This window comes from Streptomyces sp. URMC 127 (genome assembly GCF_051386535.1).
Taxonomy (GTDB): domain Bacteria; phylum Actinomycetota; class Actinomycetes; order Streptomycetales; family Streptomycetaceae; genus Streptomyces.
The window spans coordinates 1-24288 of record NZ_JBPQTW010000101.1 but is presented as its reverse complement, the minus strand read 5'-3'; the positions used below and the strand labels follow the sequence as shown (position 1 = coordinate 24288).

The window sequence follows — 24288 nt, the reverse complement described above, 5'->3', positions numbered from 1 at the left end:
CCTCGGCGGGGCGGTCGGCGGATCGGTCGGTGGGGCGCACGGTGGTCACCTCTCCCTCTGCAGTACGGACAGGGCGGCGATGAGCTCGACCTGGTGGTCGGGGGTGACGTCGAGGGCTTCCAGCGGGGCGGTGCGGCGGTCGCGTTCGGCGTCGAGGACGCCGTCGAGGCACTCGGCGAGGAGATGGCCGCCGCGGTCGCGCAGGCGCAGGGCGCCCTGGGCGCCGAGCAGTTCGGCGAGGGCCTCCCCGGCCGGGCGGGCCTCGCCGCCGCCCAGCAGGGCTGCGGCGAGCAGGGCGGCCACCCGGTCGGCGTCGACGCCCGCGCCGCGTTCGGCGGCCCGCGCCTCCTCCTCGGCGAGCTCTTCCAGGCAGCGCCGCCAGCGGCGTACGGAGACGCCGATCCGGCCGACCGCGCCGTCCGGGTCGCGCGGGGCGAGGACGGCGTCCGCGGCGGGGTCGCCCGCGCAGGCGGCGGCGACCTCCTCGTCGGCGGCGGCGACGGCGCAGCCGACCAGGGCGGCGAGGGCGGCCGTGAGCGCGCCGAGCAGTTCGTCGGAGGTGCTGTCCTCGGGGTGGCCGCGCCAGTGGGTGAGGGCGTCGCCCGCGAGGGCCTCGCCGGCCGCGACCCCGTCCCGTACGCGCTCGGTGGCCTTGGCGTACGCGTCCTCCACGCGCTGGGTCAGCCGGACGGCTGCGGCGTGCTGGACGGCGGCGGCGCCGGCGAGCCCGGGCAGCCGCGACCCCAGGGAGGCCAGCAGCCCGGCGACGGTGCGGGCGGAGGCCACGGCGCGGGCGGCGGGGTCCTGCGCGCGCTGGTGGAGCCAGGCGCGCAGCCCCGCGACGGCCGTGTCGGGCAGCAGCCCGGTGCCGCCGCCGGCGGACTCCGGAAGCTCGGGGATGGTGAAGCGCGGCACGTCCCCGAGGCCGGCGGCGGCCAGCAGCGCCCCGTAGTGCTTGGAGACCTCGGTGGCGACCTGGTGGGGCACCCGGTCCAGCACGGTGACGAGGGTGACGTCGTACTCCTTGGCCGTCCGCATCAGGTGCCAGGGCACCGCATCGGCGTACCGGGTCGCGGTGGTGACGAGCACCCAGATGTCGGCCGCGCAGATCAGCTCGGCGGCGAGATCGCGGTTGCGGGCGACGAGGGAGTCGATGTCGGGGGCGTCGACGAGGGCGAGCCCGGGCGGCATGGCGCGGTCGGTCTCGATGCGCAGGGAGGGGGGCTCGCCGGGGTCGTCATCGTCCCCGCGGCGGGCGTCGGGGTCGAGGTCGTAGAGGGCGGTGAGGTCCTGGGCGGGCACCCAGACGCGGCGCAGCTCGGGCAGGACGCGCTGCCCCGCGAACCAGTGGTGGTCGTCCGGGTGGCAGACCAGCACTGGCGTACGGGTCGTCGGCCGCAGGACCCCCGCCTCGGTGACCCGCCGCCCCACCAGGGAGTTGACGAGGGTGGACTTGCCGGCCCCCGTCGATCCCCCGACGACCGCGAGCAACGGCGCTTCGGGGGCGCACAGGCGGGGCACCAAGTAGTCATCGAGTTGCGCCAGGAGTTCGGCACGGTTCCGGCGGGCGCGGGCGGCGCCGGGAAGGGGGAGGGGGAAGCGTGCGGCGTCGACACGGTCACGCAGTGCGGACAGTGCGTCGAGCAGTCGGGGCCGTACGTCCAAGGTCGCCACACGTGCAGAATGCCCAATTCTGGTGTGATTTTGAAGCGTATAGGCCATGGCGCGCGAGGCGTGGCGTACGGGGCTCAGGCATAACGAGTACACAACACCCGTCGCCTGAGGCGTGAAAAACGGTGCAAGATTCGTACCCGCCTGCGATTATCAGGACCGCTTCACTAAACCTCCACATCGTGGCACGGAGGTGAAGCAACCGGGACGAGGTGAGCGGAGCCCTATCCTTGTCCCCGGCAAGGTCACGGCACCACCGAGCCCGGGGCTCCAGCCGTCCGCGACACCGCCGCACACACCGGCCCCCGTAGCTCAGTGGATAGAGCAGGCGCCTTCTAAGCGCTTGGCCGCAGGTTCGAGTCCTGCCGGGGGCGCTTGATCCGCACCGCGCGCCCCTTCCTTTGGGAGGGGCGTTTTTGCTGGTCAGAGGGATGCGGAGCGGAGCCTGAAGGCCGGAGGGCAGTGACCACGTGGCGCACTGCCCTCCGGCCGTGTCCGACTGGAGCCGGTCCGGAACGGCTCTCGGCGGGTGTTCTTCCCGAAAACCTCCCGAAGTTTTGGCGGGCGACCCGTCGCGGTCACTGCGAGGTGCGAGACGTACTGGGGAGCTGTTGCGGCCCCTCGATGCGCTTCTGGAGATCCGCCAGCTGACCGGTGATGCAGCGGGCGTAGGTGGCGAGGAGGACGGGGACGCTGTTGCCGGCCCACTCGGCGACCTGGGCGGGCGGGATGCCGCTGTTGAGCCAGGTCGTCAGGCAGGTGTGGCGGAGATCGTAGACGCGCTTGCCGACAGGTGAGTCGTACTCGTGCTCTTCGAGGACGGCCTTGCGAGCCTTACACCAGGCGCGGCGGAAGACCGATCCGGCGAGCAGGCCTCCCCTCTCCCCCGCGAAGAGGAGGTCGCCCGGCTTGAGGCCGTCTCGCTCGATCAGGTCACGGAGGATCGCGACGAGCGCGGGGTGGGCGGGGACGGGGCGGGTGTCACCGGTGGCGCGGACCTTGAGGTCGCGGGTCTCGTGGACCGTGCCGTTGTCGGTCCAAGCGCTACCGACCTCCGGCTCGGCAGTGTGGACGAGCAGTTCACCCCAGCCGGACTCGGGCAGTGTGGCGACCTTGCCGCGCAGGGCTACCGCTTCCTCCGGGCGTAGGCCCGCGTAGTAGAGGGTGGCGAAGAAGGCGTGGAGGCGGGGGCCGGTTCGGGGACGGTCGGCGATCCAGGCCAGGAGGAAGGCGACCTGGGTGGGGTTGAGGAGGGAGCGCTTGTCGATGGCCTGGGGCGCCTTGGGCGGGGCGTTCTCGTCCTTGCCCTTGGGCAGCGGATTGGTCTTGAGGATCTTCTCTCGGATGGCGTACTTGATGACCACGTTCAGGATCCGTCGCTCGCGGTTGACCGAGCTGGCGGCTGCGCGCTTGCCGTCGAGGAGCGTGCTGAGCGCGAGCATGACGTGGTCCACGTGTTTGGTGTCCTCCCAGGCGCTCATGGGGAGGGAGTGGCGCCGGATCCAGGAGAGGGTGGTGCGGACCTCGGGCGGGGCTTCGTCGCGGCGGAGCTTGTTGAAGGCGTACTCGCGTAAGGCCTTGCGGACGTCGACCGGGTCGAACTGCTTGGACTCCGTGCGCAGCAGTGCGATGGTGACCTTGGTGAGGGCTTTGGCGGTGTTCTTGCGGTTGTTCGCCGAGATGCGGGGCCACTTCATGTCGACGTACTGGAGGGCGAACTCGTACCAGGTGATCTCGGCGGCGGGTGTGGCGTGCGAGACCGGTCGGCCGGTCTCCACGTCGAAGGGCTCGCCGTTGTTCGCGGCGACCAGGAGTGCGGCGCGGAAGGATTCCGCGAGGGGGCTCGTCTTGTAGGTCTCCCCGTGCCGCTTGCCGTTGACGGACCAGCGGACGGTGTAGGTGGTGCCGCGCTTGCCCTCGTAGACCTCGGTTTCGTAGAAGCTGACTTTGAAGGACCGGGTCGTCATGCGTGGTCCTCGCAGTCGGTGAGCCAGTTGTCCAGGTCGTCCCTGCGGATGCGGAGGGCGCCGTTCGGGAGGCGTATGCAGCGCGGGCCACGGCCTTTCTGGCGCCAGTCGTAGAAGGTGGAGCGTGCGATGCGGAGTTCCTCGCACAGCTCGTCGACGGTCAGCTTGTCGCCGCCCTTACGGCTGCGGGTCGCCATGTGACCCCCATGCGGCTTTCTGACGGCCCTGGGCGGCGGGGCGTCCTCGTTGTGGTGCATGCTGGTGGCACCTCCTGAATCCTTTGCGGGATGAGGGGAGGCCGGGGCAGCGGACGTACTTGGCCGTAGGGCCGCTGCCCCGGGCGAAGTCAGTGGAGCTGGGTCCAGCTCCACTCGAAGTACTCGCGGCGCGCGTACGCGCGGCAGTCATCCGCTGTGGCGATCTCGGCTCCGCGGAGGGACAGGCCGCGATGCGCAACGTCGTGATCCATCAGCTGTCGCGCGGCCTCGACCGCGGACTCGATGGTCGGGGCGGCAGCCTGCGGAGCCGAGCGGGCCGCTTCCGCGAGCGCCATGCGGTCGAAGGCAGCGGCCTTACGGAGCAGGAACTCCCGCTCGTACTCCACTCCCGACGAGCGCGGGATGCTGTGCCTGATCACCCAGGTGATCTCTGCCGTGATCCGGGGGGCGCCCATGTAGGCAACCGTGGGGTCGTTGGTGGCGCCCGGTCCGTTGGTCACTGCTCCTCCTCGGGGGTGCGGTCTGTGCGGGCGGTGAGGAGTGCGTGGTGGAGGGCCGTCTCGGCCTGCTCGCCGTAGGCGTAGGCGACGTCCGCCAGGCCGGCCAACGGCCCGTGGCTCAGTTCCCCGGAGTTGTCGAGCCTGCGGGCCGTGACGAGGGAGCGGAGCAGGGCCAGGCGCCTTTGGCCGTCCCAGGTGCCGAGGTCTCCGCGGAAGTCGGGTAGCGGGTCGCCCGGCACGATGTAGTGGTCGGTCTGGTCGCGCTGGAGCTCGACGTACCGCGGCCGATACCCCTTGATGACCGCGAGGAGCGCTGCAGCGGTGCCGTAGGCGTACGAGAGGGCGAGGTTCTCGTACAGGTCGGCGGTCATGCGCTGGTAGGCGCGGGACAGGCCGCGGATCTGGCTCAGGGCGAGGTCGCAGGGGCTGATCTTGTACTCGCCGCGGATGTTCACGTCGCCGATCACCAGCCGCAGGCGGGCGGGCTCGATCTGCCACGAGGCGGCCTGGGCCGCCTGGTGGGCGAGTCGCATTTCCCGGGCCGCGGCCCCGAGGGCGAATACGCTCGCCGTTAAGCTGTCGAACCACGCGATGGTGGTGGTGTTGGACATGGGCGGTCCTCTCCGCTGTCGGAATTACCGAGCCGGGCTGTCCGGCCCTCTGCACGGCCCCAAATTCCGAGGGAGTTGGGGTCGCACAGGGAGCCGTCAGTCGATGGCCGGCGCCGCCGCGCTCTCCACGGTGTGGAGTAAGAGCGAGCGGAGGTCAGTGCCGATGACCGCCTTGAGGCGGTGCTCGATCGCTTGCCACGAGGCGGGGTCGATGGCCATGAGCGCGGCGATGGCGGCCGGGCCTTTGCCTTCTTCGATGGCCGTGAGCGCGTCGCGGAGCTCTCCGGAGGCCATGAGGGAGATCTTGTTCATGGAGGGACTCCTTCACCTGATCACTTGTCGAGGGCGGGGACGGCATGGGCGATGGCGCCCATGACCTGATCAATCGGCGCGGCGATTCCGGTGCGGCTGAGGTAGTAGCCGAAGAGGATGGCGACCGTGGCGCCGCCGATGCCGACGGACTTCGAGCGCAGGAGCATGGCCAGGAGGAGGCCGAAAAGCACGAGCGCAGAGATGGAGAAGGACATCGCGGGGGCTCCTCAGAGAAGTCAGCGTCGGGCCTTGCCGGTGCCATCGCGGTAGAGCTCGGCGATGGAGTTGTAGAGGCGCCGGCCGACACGCAGGCGCAGGCCCTGCCCCTCGCAGCGGCGGCAATCGCGGCCGCGCTTGAGCCGACCGCTGTGGGTCCGGCGGATCACCGCGCCCCATCCCCCGCATTTGCGGCACGCGCCGAACGGGCTGAGGGCACAGATGACGGCGTAGCAGAGCGTGAGGAATATGAGGCCAGGCATAGCGTCGAGCAGGGAACTCATCAGAACCCTCTCCAGGTGGGAATTCGGGGTGCGCTCGGCGAGCGCTGCTAGGTGCTAGTGCGCAGGTCAGACAGGCTTTGTGCTGCTAGCGGGGGCGCTAGACCTAGCGGGTCGTCCTGCTAGGCCCGGCGGCGGTTACGGCTATGCCGCGGCGCCGGTGCTGTCACGTTCGGCGATCGCCCGGAGGACGTCGGCGCGCTTGATCCCGCGCCGGTTGGCGCCCTTGCCGTCTTCTCCGGTGCCCCACACCTGCGCGGTGCGGATGCCGCACGGCTTCAGGGCTGCGGTGAGCTGTTCCGCGGTCCATGCGCCGTACGCGTCCGGCCGGAGTTCAGCGAGCCGGGCGACGATCGCCTCGTTCCAGAGCTTTTCCTTGCCGGCGGGCAGCGCTGTGAGGAGATCGGAGAGCAGGTCGTACGAGGGGCCGGACTTGGCTTCGGGCTGCTCCCCCAGCGCGTGACCGGCCAGGGCGCCGAGGCGCTCGCGCGTCTTCCGGGCCCGTAGGGCAATGACTTCGGCCTGCACGGCATTGATCTCTGCCGCCCGGACGATCCGTGCGTCCGCGCCTTCGCCGAGGAAGTAGCAGATGCCCTTGTCGGCCCAGGCGAACATGGTTCCTCGTACGCCGCGCTTGTACGCTCCCGTGCCGAGGACCATGTCGTTCTCGACGTGGCTCATGACCTTCAGGCACCAGCGGGCCGACGCGTTCGCGGAAATCCCCTTCGGCAGACTGCTTTCGTCCGGCCGCTGAGTGGCCAGGAGCAGCACAATTCCCGTGGCTGGACCGAGCTTGACGAGGTCCGTGCAGATTTCCTCAAGCTCCTTGCCGTACTTCGGGTGCTCGAACCACTTCTGGCACTCGTCCACCCCGACCACAATCGGGTGCAGGCCGAGGGACCGCTTCGAAGCAAGCTCCGTCGTCACCTTCGATTCGGGACAGATATCCCGCGGCAGCGAGCGGATGACGTCCGTACGACGCTGCAGCTCGGCCTTCAGGTCACTCATGGAGGTCAGCGCGTAAAGGATGTCCTCGTCGCGGTTGCCTGCCCGGTGTCGAAAGCCGATGGCATCGCCGACAGGGTCTAGATCGCCGGTCCCCTTGAGGTCGTAGCTGTGCACTTCGGCGCGCGGGTCAAGGGCAGCAATGAGCAGCAGGAGGCGCAGAAGGTAGGTCTTGCCCATCCTCGGAATGGCGCCGATCACACCTGCCAAGTACATGAGGGTGATCTCCACCCAGCGTCCGCGCTGATCCGTCCCCCACGCGACGGGCTTGAACAGATCCACCGTGCCGGACTTGGCGAGAGGCCATGCCGGCTGCGGGGCCTGGGACATGTCCTGATCGCCGACCCACAGCCTCAGGCGGCCGGTGTGCTCGTTCGGAACCGCCTCGGGCCACACCGTCCCCAGGGGCCGCCGGAGACCGGAGGCCAGCCTCTCCCGGCGATCGACGACGTCCGTAACGGTCACGCCGTGCGGGAGGTCGCCCTCAGCGAGCCAGCCGGGGCCGTCACGGGTGATGGGGGCGGTGAAGGCGAACCCGTCTCCGCCCTTCGACTGCGCCTGATTGATGCCCTGGATACCGAGGGAGCCAAGAGCACGGAGGACGATGTCGCTGGTGAGCCTCGTCGCCCTCGGGATCTCCACTGCCCTGTGGATCACCGGAGCATCGGCCGGTTGCCCCAGCCACCCCGCGGCCATCGTCAGAGCGAAGCCGCACAGGGCCAGCAGCCATTGCGGTGCCATGACGTACAGCGCGAGCGCCGCAGCGATCCCCGCGATCGAGGTCACGAAGGCGACGGCCGCCCGCCAGCGGACACGACGGTCCCGCTGGCGCGAGAGCTGCAGGTATTTGACGATGTCGTCGGTAGCCGCCGCGTACTGCCGGAACGGCTCGCCCTCCGCATCCGCGACCCATCGCAGCCTGCCGCTGACGAACCGCGCGGCACCGTGCGGGGCCTGTAATGCGAGGCGGAACGCGTACCACGGCGTACGGACCGCGTGATACGCCGAGACATGCCAGGCGTACGCGGCGACGCCCTTGCCGGCCGCGAGGAACTCCTGACGCGACTTCGCCCACGCCGGGATGACCGGGCGGCGCTTCGCTCCTTGAGCCCGGTCCGCCAGGGCCGGGCCCGACGGCTCGCACGGGCTGTCGACGGAGACAGCCGGTCCGGCAGGGCGACCCTGGTCTAACGCGGGGTTCGCCGTCAGGTGGTCGTTCACGTGACCCCTCCAAAGCCTGGGCGGGACGGAAGCACGGAAGTGGCGCAGTTCAGACGCGGAAGCGCCGCGGGCCGGTGAGGCGCGCCCAGCACTGGTACGTGATCGCCACGGCCTTGAAGCCGCCCAGCCCGGCGAGGGCCGTCAGCAGCCAGTCCGCTCCGAGATCCTCGGCCGACCGGCAGCTGATGTAGGCCACGAGGAGCGCGAGGCCGAGGAAGATCAGGGCCACGATGCTGCGGCGGGTCGAAGCGGGCGGGACGTAGCGCCCCACGACGACCAGGGAGCACGGCTCGACGAAACTGAGGCCGCCCCCGTTCGGGAGCCGTAAGACGACGAGCTTTCCGTCTCCGTGATCCGCCACTCCGGCCACGGTGCCGAGGGTGAGGTTCTCCTGGCTACGGGCGATGTCGCCGACGGTGAGCTGCATGTGATCCACCTCTGAGGTTGGGAGCAGTGCAGGCGCAGGGAACGAGCTGCGTCCTTCGGCAGTGCATCGGCAGGACGCTGACGACTCATCAAGAGGTCAAGTCCTCAAGTCCTCTTAATGAGTTCAGGTTGGGACTATGACGCGGGTCTCAGCAACTCGTCAAGTCCTCTTTAGGAGTCGTATGCTGAGCGCCGTCGACACGACAGACGGGTGAGCACCGATGGCGAAGGCGTACGAGCGGATTGCGGACGGCTTGCGAGAGGCCATCCGCGCAGGTGAACTGAGCGCCGGAGACCGCCTTCCCTCTGAGACGGCACTCGCGGAGGAGTACGGGCGCAGCCTCCCCACGATCCGCGAAGCACTGCGGCTTCTGCGCGACGAGGGGCTGATCGAGAAGCAGCACGGCCGCGGCAACTTCGTCCGTCAGCCGCGGGCGACCGTCCTCCGGACGAACGTCAGGCACCAGTGGGAGAAGGACCGCGTCCGGCAGCCGGAGGAGCAGCGGGCGCAGACCGGGGCCACCGAACATGACACCGGCCTGTCGCTGAACGACCTCGTCTTCCGCGCGTCCTACCGCGAGATCAAGGCGAGCACGGATCTCGCGCAGGCCCTCGGCGTCGCGGAAGGCGAAGTGCTCCTGGAGCGCACCTACCGGACGCGGTACGCCGCGGAGCGCGCTCCCTTCGCACTGGTCACGTCCTACCTCGTCCGCGACATGGTCGCCGCGAACCCGGACCTCTTGGACGAGTCCAAAGAGCCGTGGCCCGGCGGCACCCAGAACCAGCTCTTCACGATCGGCATCGAACTCGACCGCATCGAAGAACACGTCACCGCCCGGCCGCCCACGCCGGAAGAGGCGGAGGAGCTGGAACTCCCGCCCGGCACCGCCGTGATCCTGCTGCGCAAGACCTCCTACGACACCCACAACCGCGTTGTGGAGCTCTCCGACATCACGCTGCCCGGCGACCGCACGGAGATGCTCTTCACCACTCCCCTGGAAAGGTGGTGAGTGCCGTGCGCCGGCGCATCATCATCGTCACCGCTGTGCACGGCCCGTCAGCCCATCACCTCCACGACGCGTACAAGTCACTGTGCGCTCAGGAGCTCCCCGAGGACTGGGAGTGGCACTGGCTGATACAGGAAGACGGCCAGACGGACGACGTCGCTCCGCACGTCCCGGACGACGAGCGCGTGACCTTCCGGCAGGGCCGGCGCGGCGGTCCCGGGGTGGCCCGGACCATGGCCCTGGCCCACGCGGACGGCAAGTACGTCAAGATCCTCGACGCCGATGACCAGCTCCCCCCGGGCGCCCTGGCCCGCGACATCGCGGTTCTCGAACGCGACCCCAGCATCGGCTGGACGACCTCCCGCGTACTGGACCTGCTGCCCGACGGCTCGATGGTCGGCTTCGACCAGGACCCGGACGACGGCCCGATAGAGCTGGGCGCCGTCCTCGAACACTGGCGCGCGCACAACTACCGCGCTCAGGTCCACCCGGCGACCCTCTGCATCCGCCGCGACCTGCTCCTTGCCCTGGGCGGCTGGATGGCACTGCCGGCCTCAGAAGACACCGGGCTCCTACTCGCCCTGGACGCCGTCAGCCGCGGCTACTTCATCCGCGACGTGGGCCTCCTCTACCGCAAGTGGCCCGGACAAGCGACGGGCCAGGCGGCACACACAGACACCGCGGAGCGAGACGCACGCATGGCCGTCGTAGAGGCACGAGCGCAAGCGCTCGCCTACTACCGCCGGAACTATTCCGTCGGCTAGAACTCGTCCACCTGCCGGAGGGCCGCTTCAGACGGTCCACGCCCTCAACATCACCCGGCCATGCCGCCCAGGAACCTCGTCCCTTTCGACACTCAACCTATGCTGCCTTTTTCAGTACAGCCTGCAGCGGATCGCCCTCTACGTCCACTTTATACGTGAGGCCATTGTCGACAAATATGGTTCCACTGCCCGACACAGTTCGACTTTCGCCATTTTTGAGGATGAAAGTAATGTCGACCTTGTAGGCCATGTCTCCAGGGTCGCCTTCGAAATGAATGACATCACTCACGTCTGGGTTGCCGCTATTGACAGAAAGGGTGACTTGCGCGCCACCAACAGTGACGACGTCAGTCTGCTGCACCACTTCCTCATCCTGAGGCATTGAGGTGGTCAGCTTTAGCGTCATCTCTCGCGCCGGCGGAGAGGGAGGGCTATCCGACCCGGAGGACCTGCTCGTAAGCAAGTAAAACCCCGCCACGGACAGCACCAGACAGAGGGCAGCCGCAGCTACCAGAACGCCCCTCTGGAACGGGCCCACCTTTCCAGAGATGGTGATCTTAAAATCGCGAGCCGCAAGGTCGTTCACGCTGAGAACGCCGATGACGAACAGCACTGCGGCGATGATCAGCCCGGCGGTAGGAGCGGCGTATTCCACCAGACCTCCTCTCCCACGACTGTTCGCAGTGCAGCAAGCTCGTTCTCCTAACAGTGAGCCGGAATGGGTTCCAGCGCGCTGTCAAGCTGGGCCATGCGGGTGAGACGTGACACCCCGAGCCGCCCGCGCTAACACGACGTGCCCTAGAAGACCACCAAGAAAATAGCGAGTCCACCTCGGCCGTCACTGACACTCAAGACTTGGACGCGAGGATCGACACAAGACCGGTCGGCAGACCTAGCCGACAGCCATCTCGTAGGCGATCACGCCGAGGGAGGCGGGCAGGACGATGTCTGCCGTCTCGACTGCTCGTCCGTCGTCGCTGTAGTACGTCCGCTGGATGCGCGTGACGAGCGCTCCACGCTGTACACCGAGGAGGGTCGCCTCCTCGGCGTTCGCATGTCCGGGCTCGGGCTGCTCCACCGCGCGAGTGACCGTGATCCCGATCTCTGCCATGCGGGCGATAACGCCCTTGCCTGCGTGGGGCCCGCCCTCCGGCAGCACAACCAGCGTGTTGGCCGTGACGCTGTACGGCTCCCAACTGGTCAAGAGCTGGACGGGCTTGCCGTCCGACAGCAACTCGTAGACGGTCCGGACGCACAGGTCCCCCTCGGCAATGCCGAGGCGAGCTGCGATGTCTGCGGGCGCGGGGACCTTGGCTTCGGTGTTGCTCTCCCACGTGCCGCGCTCGCCAAGGACGGACAGGTCCGCCACGAAGGGCGCTCCATCACGCCCGCCGATCTGCGAACGGACCATGCGCAGGCGTGCGCGCGGCTCGGCGACGTACGTACCCGACCCTGCGCGCCCCTCCAAGACGCCTTGCGAGATCAGGAGTTCCTGCGCTCGGCGGATGACGTTCTCGCCCACACCGCCGCACTCCTGCGCAAGCTGCGCACGCGACGGCAACCGGTCGCCCGGGGCCCACTCCTGATCCGCGATGCGCTGTCTCAGCAGGTCAGCGACGCGGAGATAAGGCGGCTGCTCACGCATGTGGAAAATCTAGTCCACTAGCCCTATGCTAGTTAACTAGCTTCACGCACTGTGATCCCGTGGCGACGGAGGAACACCTTGTGGCCGCACGCAGCAACCGCGCCGACCACATCGCGGCACGCCTCTCGGCTGCTGGTTTCACCCCACGCGTGAGGCAGCGGAAGGGCCGCATCTACGTCGAGACGGAAGTCCCGAACCCGGTTTCGGCCGCGGCATGGCAAGAGCTTTTAGACGCGCTGGAGACAGCCGACTCGTTTGGGCTGGTCACCAGCGGAAACGGCCGCATCGCCTGGGCCGCCGTCGAGAAGGAAACCCCCGCGGCAACAGGAGCTGCCCGGGGGCACGGCCATCAGCTGTGAGGAGCTGATCAGCGTGATTGACCTTATCCGCCGGGCCCTTTGGTGGGCTAGGCGACAATTCGTTCCCGTCCCGAGGCCGGAACAGGCCCGCGGAGCAGCCGAGCCCCGGGCCGCCAAGGAGACGGCTCCGCCCAGCCCGCGCGCACGGCTGCCGTGGTGGCACGCGGAACTCCGCCACATCGAGGAGACGGCCCTCGTTCGCCTCTACGTGGTGGCCGAAGACGAGCGCGCACGGCTACGGCTGGAGCCTCGCTGGCGCCCCCTCGCGGCCGGCCTGCCCCGGACCGTGGCGGAGGTGCACTGATGATCGAGGAAATCGCCACGTCCATGAGTACGCACCACCACGTGCGCGTGCAGGTCACCGGGAAGGCGGTCCGGACCGGAGACGTCATCGACTTCGGAGGCCGGGGATACACGGTGATCGATGTACTCGACTTCTCCGACGGCACAAGGGGCCTGCGCTTCCGCACCGGGGAAGAGCTGATCGTGCAGCCGAACGACGAACTGTCCGCTGTACGCGCCTTCAAAAGGCGGTGAGCCCCACCGTGGCAGACCGCTACCAGATCGCCGAAGATCTACGTCGGCGCATCGGCGCCGGAGACTGGCAGGCAGGCGAACAGCTGCCGGCGGAGACGGAACTCGCCTCGCTGTACCGGGTCAGCGTCCCCACTTTGAGGAGCGCGCTCGAACTCCTCCAGTCCGAGGGACGACTGGACAAGTTCCACGGCCGAGGAAACTTCGTGCGCCGCCCCGACGACCGCACCGTCTACGACAGCGCACGGCACACCTCGGACCGTCCGCCGGCGCTCTGCCCCGCGCTGCGCGTCAGTGTCGAAGTCCGCAGGGTCAAGGCATCTGCGGATGTGGCGTCGCTCCTGCAGATACGCGCCGGCTCCCTGCTGACTGAACACGAATACGTCAGCACCGCCGGCACCTCGGTACGGAGCGTGGCTCGCCTGTACGTCCCCCACAAAGTGGCGAAGCTCGGCCGCCCCGAAGCGCCCCTGTCTCCATGGGGCGACAACGTCAGGGAACTGCTGACCGCGGCCGGAGTACACGTGGCATCCACCGTCGAGCGAGTCACGTCCCGCCTTCCGAGCGCCGAGGAGAAGGAACTCTTCCGCAGTCCCGCACCTGTGCTGGCCGTAGAACGGAGGTCAGTAGACGTCACCGGGCAGGTAGTGGAGGGTGCACTCCTGCTCCTTCCAGGCGACCGCGCAGAAGTCCTCTTCACCACACGCACGCACGCCGAAGACCGAGAGGAAGACGAAAGAACACCCCAGCTCGATCTGCGCCTCCTGCCGTGGACCTCGCCGGATGACAAACCGTGCTTCCTGAGCTCGGCCGACGGTCAAGGAAGACTGTCTCGATACGCCGATGCTGTGGAGGCAGCGCAGATGGATATCGGCGCCGATGTGCTGGCGGACGCGGAGAAGCTCCTCGCCAACCCGGAGGCGCGCTGCGAACACCTCAGGATCGCGCTACAGCAGACGACCAAATCGCTGGGCGACGTCCTACGAGTAGCGGAGAGCCGGGGCGGACGCTTGTCTGCATCAGATCCCGAAGAGCACCTGTTGAGTGATGGAGGAGACAAGGCGCACCGGCTGTAACAACGGCAGCCACCACGGTCCGGCCCCAAGGGGCCGGACCGTTTGCATTCACGGCAGCACATCGGCGTCCACGTGAGAGAACACGAGGTCGCCCTCCTCCACGACAGGTCCATGCACACGAGCAAGCGGGGCACCAGCGCTTCGAAGAGCGACAGGGTAGCTCTCGGCGGCGTAGTCGTTGGGTTGGCGATAGGCGTGAAACCCGAAATCGCGCATGGTGGCGAGCAGTTCGTCAGCGGAGTCCCCCAGGAGAGCCATGCGCTCAGGGGCCACCTCAATGGTGATCTCCGCATCGGGCCGAAGCCGATCAAGCAAGGGCACCATGCCCCGAACCACGCTGCCTTCCGCCCCCTCCACATCAACTTTGATCACACGCGCGTCGGCAACCTCGGAAGCAGTAAGCACATCAGTGAGCGGAAGGGCCTGCGCCTCGAAGAAGGACTCCACCGGCCCGTCGTACGGGACGATGCTGTTCGCCCCCATGTTCCGGGAGCTAGCGAGCGTGAACGTCAGGGACCGCCGGGCATCGGAGACAGCCACGTTGACCGCCCGCACGTTGCGACAGGCATTACGTCGCGCATTCGCCAGCACGCTCCGATGGAACGCAGGAGCGGCTTCAATGGCGACGACCCGCCCCGCCTGCCCCACCCGCCGAGCAGCAAGCAAACTGAAGTACCCGATGTTCGCCCCGACATCGACGAAGGTGTCGCCAGGACCGAGCCGCCGGCTAAGCCAACGCGTCATGTGGGGTTCCCACGTCCCGAACATGTAGACGTACCGCTGAATGAGATCTTGGGTGTCGACAGAGACCATCACACCGAACCGGGTCCGTGCGACGCGCCGCCGAGGCCTGTCACGTAGGTAAGGGTCGAGGCACTTCGCGACCACCCACGGCTTCCCAAGGGAGCCTGGGCAGTACCGCACATACTGGCGGCCGACCGAGGCCAACAGCCCTGCTGTACAGCTGCTCATCCGACACCCACCCAACCGGGTCCGACGTACCCTCTGGGGCTCCCCGCTGCCCCAGTGCTACTGCGGCGGCGCGCCTCAGGGCCGAACAGTCACCTTCTCTTGACCCAGAGCCAGTAGTCGGAGAGCCTGCCACGCGCTCCACAGCACCTTCAAGCGTCCCAGGCGGAGTTTGGGCGTTGAAGGCTCTGGCACCGAAGAACCGCTACTAGCCCTGTTGGCGTGTAACACAGTGTGACGCGACGTTTCTCCCTCGAATGGCGCCGCAGGAACGTGGCAGCGCTTCGCCAGCTGAAGCGGGGCGGTTTGGCCATCCTTGTCCTAGCTGGTGTGGCGGTGTTACTAGTCGGGTTGCCCTGGCTGGTATGGAAGGGTCCCTACTGGCTGGACTCCGGCTATATCAAAGAGGAGACGGTCGGAGAAGGAGCCGGCTCGGCGGCGCTGGTGACCGGGCTACGCACCGCACTTGTAGCATGCGTAGCCGCACTCGGCGCAGCCATCGCACTGCTGTACACGGCTCGCAACTATCGACTCACCCGCCGCGGTCAGGTAACCGAGCGCTTCACTAAAGCCCTCGAACGCCTTGGCGATGAGCATGCCTACGTGCGAATTGGGGGAATTCTTGCGCTGGAACAGATCGTTCAAGATGCCCCCAGCCAAGTCGCTACCGACGCGGCGCGCGTGCTGAACCATTTCCTTCGTGATCAAGCACCTCGGGCTACCCCACTCAGCTGGGGTGCCGCACGGGATGATCGGAGGGCAATACCCGAGGTTAGCTCCGACTCTGATACTGACACGGCGGCGCAGCTTCCTGACGAGCCTGCTGCCGATGTTCAGGCTGCTCTCACTGCCCTTACTCGTGCCGAATCGCGCACTCATGTCGACCCCCGCGAAATACTTGACTTTCGCGGACTCCACCTCGCAGGTACCCACCTCACACAAGCGGACCTCACGGGCGCCAACCTTAAAGGGGCTACTCTCACCGGCGCCAATCTATCCGGGGCGAACCTCACTCGGACTATCCTTAAAGGGGCTACATTAGTCGACGCCGATCTATCCGGGGCGAACCTCACTGACGCCAACCTCAAGAGGGCGACCCTCACCAACGTCAACTTGCAAGAGGCAATACTTACAGGATCTGACCTGGCAGGAGCAAACTTTAGCGGCGCCCGCATGCAAAGGGCCAAGTTTACTCGCGCCTACTTGGTCTGGTCAGACCTTACTCACACAAATCTGAAAAAGGCTGACCTTACTCGTGCTGACCTAGCCGGGGCGAACTTCGCTAACGCCAACCTAAGCGAGGCGGACCTAACTCGAGCAAACTTGACCCACCCTTACCGAGCAGGCGGGACGAACTTCACTTGCACCAATCTGGAAGACGCGACCCTATCTCGCGCATATTTGTACGGGGCAGATTTAAGGACTGTGAAAGGGCTGACCCTCGGCCAAGTCAGGACAGCACTTACAAACGATCTGACCCTGTTGCCCCCAAATTTGCGAGCAGGAAGCAGTACTGCGTCCCCTGACGTCGTGTAGGTAGGACCTGCACTTTTGATTACTCGCAAGTAGGACTCGTCCCTGCCGTCCTTACACCACTGGGCCTCCTGCCGCAGCAGCCGAGAAGTACGTCCGCACCTGCGGACCACCGCCATCACACGTGCAATGTGCGCCGGCCCAAAGTCAGTCGCTCGCTTCGGGACGGAGAGGCCAGGGGCCCAACGGCAAGACCCCACTCAGCGCCGCCACACGGCTAAGGCAGCCCTTCCCAAGAACAGGGGGACTCCACCTAAGGGCAGAGTCATCCGCCTGCATTTCCGCAGGTCAGATGGCTTACAGGGCCTCCCCCGCCAAGCGCCTTCTAAGCGCTTGGCCGCAGGTTCGAGTCCTGCCGGGGGCGCGTTTCCGGCCCTCCCTTCGGGAGGGCCTTTTTGCTGGTCAGGGGTGGGCGGTATGTCCTGCAGGCCGTGCCGCACTACCGCCGGCCGGTTCTCCTAGTGGGGTTCGAGTGGGGTTCCAAGGGGCGGGCGGAGGATTCCGGCCGCCGGGGGCGGAGCCTCGGAGTGGGACGCCGGGGTGAGGGGACAGGTGGGGACGGAGCAGGAGTCGCTGAATCTCGCGGTGATCGTGGGGAGCACCCGGAAGGGACGCCTCGGGCCGACCGTCGCGGCGTGGTTCCTCGGGCAGGCGCGGAGCAACCGCGGCTATCCCGCCTCGCTGAAGTTCGCGATCGACTCGGTCTGCGCCGAATGGCACGCCCGCGAGCAGCTCCGGCAAGTCTTCGGGGAGCTGCACGGCGTGGGCTTTGCGTCGGCGCCTGAGCGCGTTCGACGAGGAGGGGCAGCCGCGGGAGGCGCCTGGTGGGCCGTCTCGCTGCGGGCCTCACGGGCGGCGGCCCCCCTACAGCTTCTGACGCTGCGGGGGCCGCCGCCCCGGTCAGCCCTGGCCGAAGCGGAAGCCGACACCGCGGACGGTGACGACCCAGCTGCTGGAACCGAGCTTGCTGCGCAACGTGCTCACGTGCGTGTCGATGGTGCGGGTCACGCGCGAACTCATGGCGTGGCTCGTCGCGTCGCCCCAGATCTCCGCCATCAGCTCCTCCCGTGACACCACCGTCCCGGGGCGCCGGGCCAGGTAGTAGAGCAGGTCGAATTCCTTGCGGGTCAGCTCCACCGGGGAGCCGTGGAGCCGCACCTCCCGCTTGGCCGCGTCCATCTCGAATGGGCCGTGCGTGACGGCGGTGCTGCTGGTGAACCTGCGCTGCGGGCGCACGCGCCGCATCACCGCCTCGATGCGCGCGAGCAGTTCGCGGAAGCCGTACGGCTTGCCCAGGCAGTCGTCCGAGCCCGCCTGCAGGCCGAGGACGCGGTCGAGTTCGGTGCCGCAGTCGGTGAAGGTGATGATGGGCGTGTCACAAGCCGCGCGGATGCTGCGGCACACCTCGAGTCCGTCGATGTCGGGCAGGTCGAGGTCGAGCAGGATCAAGTCGGCTTCGTGGTAGGCCTGCAGCGCGCGGGTTCCGGTATCCACACCCTTCGTCTTGTAGCCGTGCCGCTGCAGGCCTCTGCTCAGGGATTCGGCCGTAGCGGCCTCGTCCTCGACGATCAGTACGTGCATGAACGACCCCCCTGTACTGCCCCGTGCGCACGGGGCAGGCACACGCATGCGGCCGCCCCCATCAACGGCCCCGCGTGACGACCATGTCGCTTACCGCCTAGCCCCGGGAACATAGCAAACCGTTCAGTCCGTTTTCCAGGATTCTCTCGTTATCTGAGACACGGATGGGGCGAGAATTATGGACAACCAGCCCAGTAATCACGGCCGTTGACAGACCGTACGTGCGGTTTTACGGTGCGGAACCACCAGTCCGGGGTCCCTGCTCGACGTCCGGGAGCGGTCCGCCAGGCCGTCGCGGACCGGAGCCTGCGGCCCGGCCTGCCGCCGCAGATGGTTGCGGCCCCGCAGGGCTCAGTCGTCCGGCTCCGTCGCCCCGGCAGCCGCCGCTGAACGCACCCCGCCGTCCCCCTCCCCCTCTCCGCCGGAGGGCTCGCCGTCCTCCCCCTCGCCGCCCGTGCGCACCTTGCGCAGGATGACCGCGGCCGCCACGGAGAGCAGGAGCACGAGGCAGCTGCTGATCGTCGCAGCGGTCCGCAGGGCGTGGGTGAAGGCGGAGCCGGCGGCGTCGGCGAGCGCCCCGCCGAGGCGCGAGGGCAGCTCCGCGGCAGCGGCCATCGCGGCGCCGACCGTGTCCTGCGCCGCGGAGGCCGCGTCGGTCGGTACGCCCGCCGGTATGCCGTCCTTGATGTCGCCGCGGTAGACGGCCGTTCCGATGCTGCCCATGACGGCGATGCCGAGGGCGGTGCCCATGTCCGTGCCGGTCTCCGAGATCGCGGAGGCGGCACCGGCCTTGTCCGCCGGAGCGGAACCGATGATCACGTCATTGCCGAGGGACAGCGTCGGCCCGAACCCCAGGGACATCACGACGGCGCCCGCCACCACCAGCCCGAACCCGGAGTCCGGTTCGGCCTGCGTCAGGACGGTCAGACCGGCGGCGGCCAGCACCAGGCCGCCGGCCATCAGCCGTACGGGCGGGATGCGGCGCGCCAGTACGGGCGTGAGCATCGTGCTGACGATGTTCGCGACGGCGCCCGGCACGACGACCAGACCGGCCTTGAAGGGCGACAGTCCCACCACCATCTGGAGGTACTGCCCGACGAAGAAGTTGGTGCCGGACATGGCGAAGACGACGAGGGTCAGCGTGCCCAGGGACGTGCTGAAGGCCCGGTCGCCGAACAGCCTGAGGTCCAGCAGCGGCGCGGACAGCTTGCGCTGCCGCAGGACGAAGAGGAGGCCGAGCACGAGGCCGGCCACGAGCGCGGCGAGCGGGACGCCCGCGAAACCGTCGACCGCGATCTTCTTCAGGCCGTAGACCACCGAGAGCGTCGAGGCCAGCAGGACGACCACGCTGGGCAGGTCGAGCCCGCCCGGCTCCGGGCTGCGGTACTCCGGCAGCAGGACCGGGCCCAGCACCACCAGCAGCAGCGCCACGGGAGGTGCCAGCAGGAAGACCGACCCCCACCAGAAGTGCTCCAGCAGGGCGCCGCCGATCACCGGGCCCAGCGCGGCGCCCGCCGTGAAGCTGGAGATCCAGACGCTGATGGCGACCGTGCGCTGGCGCGGGTCCGCGAACATGGTACGGATCAGCGACATCGTGGACGGCATCAGGGTCGCCCCCGCCACGCCCATGAGGGCACGGGCCCCGATGAGCATCTCCACGTTGACCGAGAAGGCCGCTGTCACGGAGGCGGCGCCGAACGCGGCGGCTCCCCAGAGCATCACCTTGCGGCGCCCGAAGCGGTCGCCGATCGTGCCCATGGTGATCAGCAGGCCGGCGATCAGGAAGCCGTAGATGTCGATGATCCACAGCAGTTGTGCCCCGGTGGGCTGCAGCGCCGCGCTCAGGTACGGGACCGCGAGGTTCAGCACGGTCATGCTGAGCGCGATCACGATCGTGGGCAGGGCGAGGACGGCGAGGCCGAGCCATTCCCGCGCGGTCGCGCGCGGGGGTGCGGCGGTGTTCATCGAGTTCCCTTCCCGGACGTCACACAGGACGTCACACAGGACGTCGTGCTGGAGGTCGCACTGGACGTCACGGCGCACGTCAGGCCGGCCTCGCGGACCAGGGGCCGGACGCCCTGCGGGCGCACGTCGATCCTCTCGGCGCCGCCCAGGAAACGGAGCCGCTCGAAGACCTCGTCGATGTCGATCTCGGCGCGCGTCATGCCGTCATGCGAAGCCATCAGCTCAGAGAGGAGCGCTCCCTCAACCGGGGTGAATCCGGGCCGGAGTTCAAAGGCGCGCCATTCGGTACGGATTCGGTCGGCGTGTGGAAAGAGGGCGAGCGCCTTCTCCCAGCGGCGCTTGCCCGGATAGCGCCATGGGCAGACGACATCGGACCGGATTTCTACGGTAATCACAGGTTCACCCTCTTTGTCGGGCAAGCAGGCCGGCGGGCTTGAGCAGCAGCGCCTTCGACAGTCGGTCTTCAACAAGGCGGAAGGCGGAAGGCGGGCCGCCGCCCAGGGATCACGCAACCTCAACCCGGAATTCCAGCGATCCACAAGACGGTTTCGAGGCACGGCCGGCCGGGCGGGCCGAGTTCACCGCGATGGCTCGAGGTCTTTGAAGGCCGCTTCATGTAGGCAGCGGCAACCAGCTCGTTCGGCGGCCCCAGAGGACGGAAGGACGCCCGTGGTCAGCGCAGGATGCCTTCCAGGAAGTCGCTGCTCAGACGGGCCACCGCGCGGACGTCCAGCTGGTAGAGGACGTAGCGGCCGCGGCGGCGGGAGGTGATCAGGCCTGCCTTCTTGAGCACCGAGAGGTGGCGCGAGACCTCCGGTGGGCTGATGCCCAGGACGCCGGCGAGTTCGCCCGTCGTGTGCGCGGTGCGGGCCGTGCTGCGGCAGACCTGGATGCGGACGGGGTGCGCCAGGGCTTCGAGGCGGAGTTTGAGCAGGTCGACCGAGGTGGGGGCGGGCAGGTCGGGCGAGCCGACCGGGTAGTGGACGACCGGGCGCCACTGCGGCCGGTGCAGGACCATCAGGTGCGGCCAGCCGAAGTGGGAGGGCACGAAGGTGAGGCCCGGCCGTACGGCGGGGCCGGTCGCGGTGGTCCTGCCCTCGGCCAGCTTGTCGACGCGGATGCGGCGGCCGCCGTCCTCCAGGTGCAGGGCCGGGGAGACCGCGGCGAGCGCCTCGCGGAGCCCCTTGCGGCGCAGCAGCTCCGTCTTGTGCCGGACGTCGGCGGCCAGCCGGGGTTCGACGCGCTGCCAGACGTCCGCGAAGAACGCCTCGTCGCAGTCCTCGAACAGGCGGCGCACCCAGGCCCGTACGGACGCCGGGTCCTTCAGCAGGCGCTGGGCGAAGTCCACCTGCCGCGGCCCGCGAGCCGCGGCCAGCTCCAGGGTCCGGGCGCGCGTCGGCGGGTGGGTGAGCGGTGACGGGCCGCCGCTGCTGTACGAGGCGAGGCAGGCGAACTCCAGGGCCGTGGTGACGAACTGGTCGTCGTCGAGCCGGTCGAGCTCGTCCAGTTCCTCGGCGAGGGTGGCACCGGCCCTGCCCGCTCCGCCGCGCACCCCCGCCCAGGGCATGAACAGGTCGGAGAACGTGGTGCGCCACAGGAAGTCGGCTTCCTGGAGGCGGTCGGCGAGGTCCGGGCGGAGCGCGGCGGCCGTGGCCGTGGCCCAGCCGGCCGTCCCGGGGTGGTGGCCGGGCTCGGACAGCACGTGCAGCGCGAGGCACAGCTCGCCCATCGGCGACGTCTCGAAGACGATCCGTTCGGGGGCCAGGCCCGTGATGTCTATGCTCACGCTCACGACGTCATGATGCCTGGTCGTGGGCCCTTCCTGCGCGTTCGCAGGCGAGCAGGCGCTGCTTGCGGGGCAGCCCGCCGCCGTAGCCGGTGAGGGCGCCGTTCGCGCCGACCACGCGGTGGCAAGGGACGATGATGCCCACGGGGTTGCGGCCGTTGGCCAGCCCCACGGCCCGGGACGCGGACGGCCGCCCGATGCGCGCGGCCAGCAGGCCGTACGTGACGGTCTCGCCGTACGGGATCTCCTGCAGTGCCTGCCAGACGGTGCGCTGGAAGGCGGTCCCGGCGAGCGCGAGAGGGAGGTCGAACGCGGTGCGGGCACCGGCGAAGTACTCCTCCAGCTGCTCGCGGGTCCGGGCGAACACCGAGCCCGGGGCGTGCGGTTGCGGGTCGTAGTCGCCGAAGGTCTCCTGGGGCGGGCGGTGGCGCTGTTCCTCCATGTAGAGGCCGCTGAGCCGGTCGTCGGTGGCCACCAGGGTCAGGGGGCCGTACGGGCTGTCGATGACGGTGTGGGAGCGGTGGGACATGGTTCCTCCGTGAGGTGCGCGGCGGGGCGGCCACACGACGGCATGCGGAGCGGTCAGGACGGCATGCGGTTGACCGGGTGGTCGCCCGTCGCCCACAGGTGCTGGACGGCGTACGAGCGCCACGGCTGCCAGGCCCGGGACCTGCGGGTGAGGGCAGCGGGCGTGGCGGGCAAGCCGAGGGCCGCCGCGGCGAGGCGGACGCCCAGGTCGGTGGCGGTGAAGGCGTCCGGGTCGCCGAGGGCGCGCATGGCGATCGTCTCCACGGTCCAGGGGCCGATCCCGGGGAGCGCGGCGAGCCGTTCCCGGGCGCGCTGCCAGTCGCTGCCCGGGCCCAGGTCGAGCTCGGAGGAGGCCAGGGCGGCGGCGAGCGCGGTGAACGTGCGGCGGCGCGTGCCCGGCATGGCGAGGGTCGCGGGGTCGAGCTCCGCGAGGGCCTCCGGGGCCGGGAAGAGGTGGGTGAGGCCGCCCTCCGGGTCCTCGACCGGGGTGCCGTGGGCGGCCACCAGGCGCCCGGCGAGGGTCCGGGCCGCGCCCGTGGACACCTGCTGGCCGAGCACCGCGCGCAGGGCGAACCCGGCCGGGTCCGCGGTGTGCGGCACCCTGCGGCCGGGGGCGCGGCCGACGAGCGGGGCCAGCAGCGGGTCCTCGCACAGGAGGCCGTCGACGGCCTCGGGGTCCGCGTCCAGGTCGAGCAGGCGGCGGCAGCGGCTGACCGCGGCGGCCAGGTCGCGCAGGTCCGCAAGCGCCAGCCGGCAGGCGATGTGGCCGTCGGCCGGGCGGAGCGTCGCGATGCCGTGCCCGTGCGGCAGCCGCATCGTGCAGCGGTACGCGCCGTCCCGCCACTCCTCCGTGCCGGGCACGGCCGTCGCCACCAGGTGCCCGAAAAGGTTGTCCGGGAAGAACGGGGCCCGGTAGGGCAGGCGCAGGGAGACGGTGCCCGGTGTGGTGCCGGGGGCCGCGGCGCCCGCGGCCGTCCCCGGGCGGCCACGGCCGGCCGCGCGGGCCCGCAGTTCGCTCGGGGAGAGCGCGAAGACCTCCCGCACGGTGTCGTTGAAGGCGCGGATGCTTGCGAAGCCCGAGGCGAACGCGACCTCCCCCATCGGCAGCGACGTCGTCTCGATCAGCAGCCGCGCCGTCTGCGCGCGCTGCGCGCGGGCCAGGGCGAGGGGGCCGGCGCCCAGCTCGGCGAGGAGCTGCCGCTCGACCTGCCGGGTGCTGTACCCGAGCCGCGCCCCGAGCCCCGGCACGCCCTCGCGGTCCACCACGCCGTCGGCGATCAGACGCATGGCCCGGGCCGCCAGGTCGGCCCGCTCGTTCCAGCGCGGCGAGCCCGGGCTCGCGTCGGGCCGGCAGCGCTTGCAGGCGCGGAAGCCGGCCTGCTGCGCGGCGGCCGCGCTCGGGTAGAAGGTCATGTTCCGCGGCTTGGGCGGCACGACGGGGCAGCTCGGGCGGCAGTAGATGCGGGTGGTGGTCACCGCGGTGAAGAACCAGCCGTCGAAGCGGGCGTCCTTGGACTGCACGGCCCGGACGCAGCGGTTCGTGTCCGTGTGCATGGCGTCGTTGCGCATGCCGCCAGTATTGGCGGAGGTCCGGCCCCCGATCCGGCGGAAATCCGACATCCATGTCGGGGGTGTGCTGTGCTTCAGTGGGGCCTGTGGTGCCGTTGATCGTTGGGGGGATGCAGTGATGCACGGGACGAGTGAGCGCCTACGGGTTCCCGTCGGGGACGACGCCCACCGCTGGGTGACCCGCGGCGCGTGCCGCCGCGTCCTGTTCGTCGTGCACAACGTCACCTCGGCCACCCGGCTGCTGGACGTGCTGCCGCTCTTCCGGGACGACCTGCGGGTGCAGCTGCTCGTGACGTGCACCGGGTCCTCGCCGTTCCTCGCCGGGGTGCCGGAGCTGCTGGCCTCCGTGGGGCTGCCCGTGCTGCCCTGGGAGCAGGCCAAGGAGACGCCCGTCGACCTGGCCGTTTCGGCCAGCTACGGCGGCGAACTGGAGCTGATACGGGGCGATTTGGCCGTGCTCTCGCACGGCGTTGGCTACAATAAGAGGTTGGCCACACCGGACACCGGACACCGGACACCGGACACCGGCTGTCTCTTATACACA

The 24288-nt window shown here is 69.1% G+C and carries 27 protein-coding genes, 2 tRNA genes and 1 pseudogene; 10 read left to right on the top strand and 20 right to left on the bottom strand.

The genetic code is table 11. The features are described 5' to 3' along the window. Positions 1-45 precede the first annotated feature (45 nt). Positions 46-1722, bottom strand: coding sequence for a dynamin family protein (locus ACSNOH_RS20340; protein ID WP_436722805.1), 1677 nt, complete (start codon positions 1720-1722; stop codon positions 46-48). A gap of 250 nt (positions 1723-1972) precedes the next feature. Between ACSNOH_RS20340 and ACSNOH_RS20335 the strand changes: the two genes are divergently transcribed. Next, a tRNA-Arg gene (locus ACSNOH_RS20335) sits at positions 1973-2045 on the top strand. Positions 2046-2249: 204 nt separating this feature from the next. Here ACSNOH_RS20335 and ACSNOH_RS20330 read toward each other — a convergent pair. The 9 genes from ACSNOH_RS20330 to ACSNOH_RS20290 form a co-directional block, all read right to left on the bottom strand. Continuing rightward, positions 2250-3638, bottom strand: coding sequence for a tyrosine-type recombinase/integrase (locus tag ACSNOH_RS20330; RefSeq protein ID WP_436722804.1), 1389 nt, complete (start codon positions 3636-3638; stop codon positions 2250-2252). After that, on the bottom strand, positions 3635-3835 hold the full coding sequence (locus tag ACSNOH_RS20325) for a helix-turn-helix transcriptional regulator (protein WP_436722803.1): 201 nt from the start codon (positions 3833-3835) through the stop codon (positions 3635-3637). The genes ACSNOH_RS20330 and ACSNOH_RS20325 overlap by 4 nt, the downstream gene beginning before the upstream one ends. Positions 3836-3984: 149 nt before the next feature. Further along, positions 3985-4356 (bottom strand): hypothetical protein, encoded by a 372-nt coding sequence (locus ACSNOH_RS20320; protein ID WP_436722802.1) that lies wholly within the window; start codon positions 4354-4356, stop codon positions 3985-3987. Further along, the gene (locus ACSNOH_RS20315; RefSeq protein WP_436722801.1) at positions 4353-4967 is read right to left on the bottom strand and encodes a hypothetical protein; all 615 of its coding nucleotides are present in this window, start codon (positions 4965-4967) and stop codon (positions 4353-4355) included. Before ACSNOH_RS20315 ends, ACSNOH_RS20320 begins: the two co-directional genes overlap by 4 nt. 96 nt (positions 4968-5063) lie before the next feature. Beyond that, complete coding sequence (locus ACSNOH_RS20310) at positions 5064-5279, bottom strand: hypothetical protein (protein WP_364893621.1); 216 nt, start codon at positions 5277-5279, stop codon at positions 5064-5066. A gap of 20 nt (positions 5280-5299) precedes the next feature. After that, on the bottom strand, positions 5300-5494 hold the full coding sequence (locus ACSNOH_RS20305) for a hypothetical protein (protein ID WP_302864730.1): 195 nt from the start codon (positions 5492-5494) through the stop codon (positions 5300-5302). Between the two features lie 21 nt (positions 5495-5515). Continuing rightward, positions 5516-5779 carry a hypothetical protein gene (locus ACSNOH_RS20300; RefSeq protein ID WP_436722800.1) on the bottom strand — a complete coding sequence of 88 codons (264 nt, stop codon included), beginning with the start codon at positions 5777-5779 and terminating at the stop codon, positions 5516-5518. A 141-nt stretch (positions 5780-5920) separates the two neighbouring features. Next, positions 5921-8002: a cell division protein FtsK gene (locus tag ACSNOH_RS20295; RefSeq protein ID WP_436722799.1), complete on the bottom strand. Its 2082-nt coding sequence runs from the start codon at positions 8000-8002 to the stop codon at positions 5921-5923. 49 nt (positions 8003-8051) lie between these two features. Then, positions 8052-8429, bottom strand: a complete 378-nt coding sequence (locus ACSNOH_RS20290) for a hypothetical protein (protein ID WP_436722798.1) — start codon at positions 8427-8429, stop codon at positions 8052-8054. Positions 8430-8649: 220 nt separating this feature from the next. Between ACSNOH_RS20290 and ACSNOH_RS20285 the strand changes: the two genes are divergently transcribed. Both ACSNOH_RS20285 and ACSNOH_RS20280 read left to right on the top strand, forming a co-directional pair. Beyond that, entirely contained in the window at positions 8650-9438 is a 789-nt protein-coding gene (locus ACSNOH_RS20285; RefSeq protein WP_436722797.1) for a GntR family transcriptional regulator, read from the top strand. A 5-nt stretch (positions 9439-9443) separates the two neighbouring features. Continuing rightward, positions 9444-10199 carry a glycosyltransferase family 2 protein gene (locus ACSNOH_RS20280; protein ID WP_436722796.1) on the top strand — a complete coding sequence of 252 codons (756 nt, stop codon included), beginning with the start codon at positions 9444-9446 and terminating at the stop codon, positions 10197-10199. 97 nt (positions 10200-10296) lie between these two features. Here ACSNOH_RS20280 and ACSNOH_RS20275 read toward each other — a convergent pair whose 3' ends face one another. Together ACSNOH_RS20275 and ACSNOH_RS20270 are read right to left on the bottom strand one after the other, a co-directional pair. Then, the gene (locus ACSNOH_RS20275; RefSeq protein WP_436722795.1) at positions 10297-10854 is read right to left on the bottom strand and encodes a hypothetical protein; all 558 of its coding nucleotides are present in this window, start codon (positions 10852-10854) and stop codon (positions 10297-10299) included. A 237-nt stretch (positions 10855-11091) separates the two neighbouring features. Further along, positions 11092-11844: a GntR family transcriptional regulator gene (locus ACSNOH_RS20270; RefSeq protein WP_436722794.1), complete on the bottom strand. Its 753-nt coding sequence runs from the start codon at positions 11842-11844 to the stop codon at positions 11092-11094. Positions 11845-11903: 59 nt separating this feature from the next. On the opposite strand from ACSNOH_RS20270, the gene ACSNOH_RS20265 reads away from it, so the two are divergent. From ACSNOH_RS20265 to ACSNOH_RS20250, 4 genes are read left to right on the top strand one after another with little or no spacing between them, the layout of a single operon-like run. Further along, positions 11904-12203 (top strand): hypothetical protein, encoded by a 300-nt coding sequence (locus ACSNOH_RS20265; RefSeq protein WP_436722793.1) that lies wholly within the window; start codon positions 11904-11906, stop codon positions 12201-12203. Between the two features lie 13 nt (positions 12204-12216). Next, positions 12217-12507, top strand: coding sequence for a hypothetical protein (locus tag ACSNOH_RS20260; RefSeq protein WP_436722792.1), 291 nt, complete (start codon positions 12217-12219; stop codon positions 12505-12507). Continuing rightward, the gene (locus ACSNOH_RS20255) at positions 12507-12740 is read left to right on the top strand and encodes a hypothetical protein (RefSeq protein ID WP_436722791.1); all 234 of its coding nucleotides are present in this window, start codon (positions 12507-12509) and stop codon (positions 12738-12740) included. Before ACSNOH_RS20260 ends, ACSNOH_RS20255 begins: the two co-directional genes overlap by 1 nt. 8 nt (positions 12741-12748) lie before the next feature. Continuing rightward, positions 12749-13813, top strand: a complete 1065-nt coding sequence (locus tag ACSNOH_RS20250) for a GntR family transcriptional regulator (RefSeq protein ID WP_436722790.1) — start codon at positions 12749-12751, stop codon at positions 13811-13813. 48 nt (positions 13814-13861) lie between these two features. Here the strand turns inward: ACSNOH_RS20250 and ACSNOH_RS20245 are convergent, their stop codons facing one another. Beyond that, positions 13862-14785 (bottom strand): FkbM family methyltransferase, encoded by a 924-nt coding sequence (locus ACSNOH_RS20245; RefSeq protein WP_436722789.1) that lies wholly within the window; start codon positions 14783-14785, stop codon positions 13862-13864. Between the two features lie 450 nt (positions 14786-15235). Next, the gene (locus tag ACSNOH_RS20240; RefSeq protein WP_436722810.1) at positions 15236-15490 is read right to left on the bottom strand and encodes a hypothetical protein; all 255 of its coding nucleotides are present in this window, start codon (positions 15488-15490) and stop codon (positions 15236-15238) included. Here ACSNOH_RS20240 and ACSNOH_RS20235 point away from each other — a divergent pair. Both ACSNOH_RS20235 and ACSNOH_RS20230 read left to right on the top strand, forming a co-directional pair. Further along, positions 15386-16318 (top strand): pentapeptide repeat-containing protein, encoded by a 933-nt coding sequence (locus ACSNOH_RS20235; protein WP_436722809.1) that lies wholly within the window; start codon positions 15386-15388, stop codon positions 16316-16318. The two genes, ACSNOH_RS20240 and ACSNOH_RS20235, sit on opposite strands and share 105 nt — an antisense overlap. A 282-nt stretch (positions 16319-16600) precedes the next feature. Next, positions 16601-16676: transfer RNA gene (locus ACSNOH_RS20230), tRNA-Arg, on the top strand. A gap of 539 nt (positions 16677-17215) precedes the next feature. Here ACSNOH_RS20230 and ACSNOH_RS20225 read toward each other — a convergent pair. From ACSNOH_RS20225 to ACSNOH_RS20200, 6 genes are all read right to left on the bottom strand, one after another. After that, complete coding sequence (locus tag ACSNOH_RS20225) at positions 17216-17896, bottom strand: response regulator transcription factor (protein WP_436722788.1); 681 nt, start codon at positions 17894-17896, stop codon at positions 17216-17218. 351 nt (positions 17897-18247) lie between these two features. After that, positions 18248-19861, bottom strand: coding sequence for an MFS transporter (locus ACSNOH_RS20220; RefSeq protein WP_436722787.1), 1614 nt, complete (start codon positions 19859-19861; stop codon positions 18248-18250). After that, positions 19858-20256 carry a DsbA family protein gene (locus ACSNOH_RS20215; protein ID WP_436722808.1) on the bottom strand — a complete coding sequence of 133 codons (399 nt, stop codon included), beginning with the start codon at positions 20254-20256 and terminating at the stop codon, positions 19858-19860. The genes ACSNOH_RS20220 and ACSNOH_RS20215 overlap by 4 nt, the downstream gene beginning before the upstream one ends. Positions 20257-20534: 278 nt before the next feature. Then, positions 20535-21647, bottom strand: a complete 1113-nt coding sequence (locus tag ACSNOH_RS20210; protein WP_436722807.1) for a DUF5937 family protein — start codon at positions 21645-21647, stop codon at positions 20535-20537. A 10-nt stretch (positions 21648-21657) separates the two neighbouring features. Next, positions 21658-22176: a methylated-DNA--[protein]-cysteine S-methyltransferase gene (locus ACSNOH_RS20205; protein WP_436722786.1), complete on the bottom strand. Its 519-nt coding sequence runs from the start codon at positions 22174-22176 to the stop codon at positions 21658-21660. Between the two features lie 53 nt (positions 22177-22229). Further along, positions 22230-23729, bottom strand: coding sequence for an AlkA N-terminal domain-containing protein (locus tag ACSNOH_RS20200; RefSeq protein ID WP_436722806.1), 1500 nt, complete (start codon positions 23727-23729; stop codon positions 22230-22232). Between the two features lie 133 nt (positions 23730-23862). Here ACSNOH_RS20200 and ACSNOH_RS20195 point away from each other — a divergent pair. Next, positions 23863-24288, top strand: a pseudogene (locus tag ACSNOH_RS20195) (hypothetical protein); the annotation flags it as partial.

What these genes read in the sequence shown, in the direction of transcription:
- ACSNOH_RS20310 (WP_364893621.1), bottom strand. Translation starts at nt 5,279, where the DNA reads ATGAACAAGATCTCCCTCATGGCCTCCGGAGAGCTCCGCGACGCGCTC.
- ACSNOH_RS20205 (WP_436722786.1), bottom strand. Translation starts at nt 22,176, where the DNA reads ATGTCCCACCGCTCCCACACCGTCATCGACAGCCCGTACGGCCCCCTG.
- ACSNOH_RS20330 (WP_436722804.1), bottom strand. Translation starts at nt 3,638, where the DNA reads ATGACGACCCGGTCCTTCAAAGTCAGCTTCTACGAAACCGAGGTCTAC.
- ACSNOH_RS20285 (WP_436722797.1), top strand. Translation starts at nt 8,650, where the DNA reads ATGGCGAAGGCGTACGAGCGGATTGCGGACGGCTTGCGAGAGGCCATC.
- ACSNOH_RS20340 (WP_436722805.1), bottom strand. Translation starts at nt 1,722, where the DNA reads ATGGCCTATACGCTTCAAAATCACACCAGAATTGGGCATTCTGCACGT.
- ACSNOH_RS20220 (WP_436722787.1), bottom strand. Translation starts at nt 19,861, where the DNA reads ATGAACACCGCCGCACCCCCGCGCGCGACCGCGCGGGAATGGCTCGGC.
- ACSNOH_RS20270 (WP_436722794.1), bottom strand. Translation starts at nt 11,844, where the DNA reads ATGCGTGAGCAGCCGCCTTATCTCCGCGTCGCTGACCTGCTGAGACAG.
- ACSNOH_RS20300 (WP_436722800.1), bottom strand. Translation starts at nt 5,779, where the DNA reads ATGAGTTCCCTGCTCGACGCTATGCCTGGCCTCATATTCCTCACGCTC.
- ACSNOH_RS20325 (WP_436722803.1), bottom strand. Translation starts at nt 3,835, where the DNA reads ATGGCGACCCGCAGCCGTAAGGGCGGCGACAAGCTGACCGTCGACGAG.
- ACSNOH_RS20315 (WP_436722801.1), bottom strand. Translation starts at nt 4,967, where the DNA reads ATGTCCAACACCACCACCATCGCGTGGTTCGACAGCTTAACGGCGAGC.
- ACSNOH_RS20200 (WP_436722806.1), bottom strand. Translation starts at nt 23,729, where the DNA reads ATGCACACGGACACGAACCGCTGCGTCCGGGCCGTGCAGTCCAAGGAC.
- ACSNOH_RS20255 (WP_436722791.1), top strand. Translation starts at nt 12,507, where the DNA reads ATGATCGAGGAAATCGCCACGTCCATGAGTACGCACCACCACGTGCGC.
- ACSNOH_RS20290 (WP_436722798.1), bottom strand. Translation starts at nt 8,429, where the DNA reads ATGCAGCTCACCGTCGGCGACATCGCCCGTAGCCAGGAGAACCTCACC.
- ACSNOH_RS20225 (WP_436722788.1), bottom strand. Translation starts at nt 17,896, where the DNA reads ATGCACGTACTGATCGTCGAGGACGAGGCCGCTACGGCCGAATCCCTG.
- ACSNOH_RS20245 (WP_436722789.1), bottom strand. Translation starts at nt 14,785, where the DNA reads ATGAGCAGCTGTACAGCAGGGCTGTTGGCCTCGGTCGGCCGCCAGTAT.
- ACSNOH_RS20305 (WP_302864730.1), bottom strand. Translation starts at nt 5,494, where the DNA reads ATGTCCTTCTCCATCTCTGCGCTCGTGCTTTTCGGCCTCCTCCTGGCC.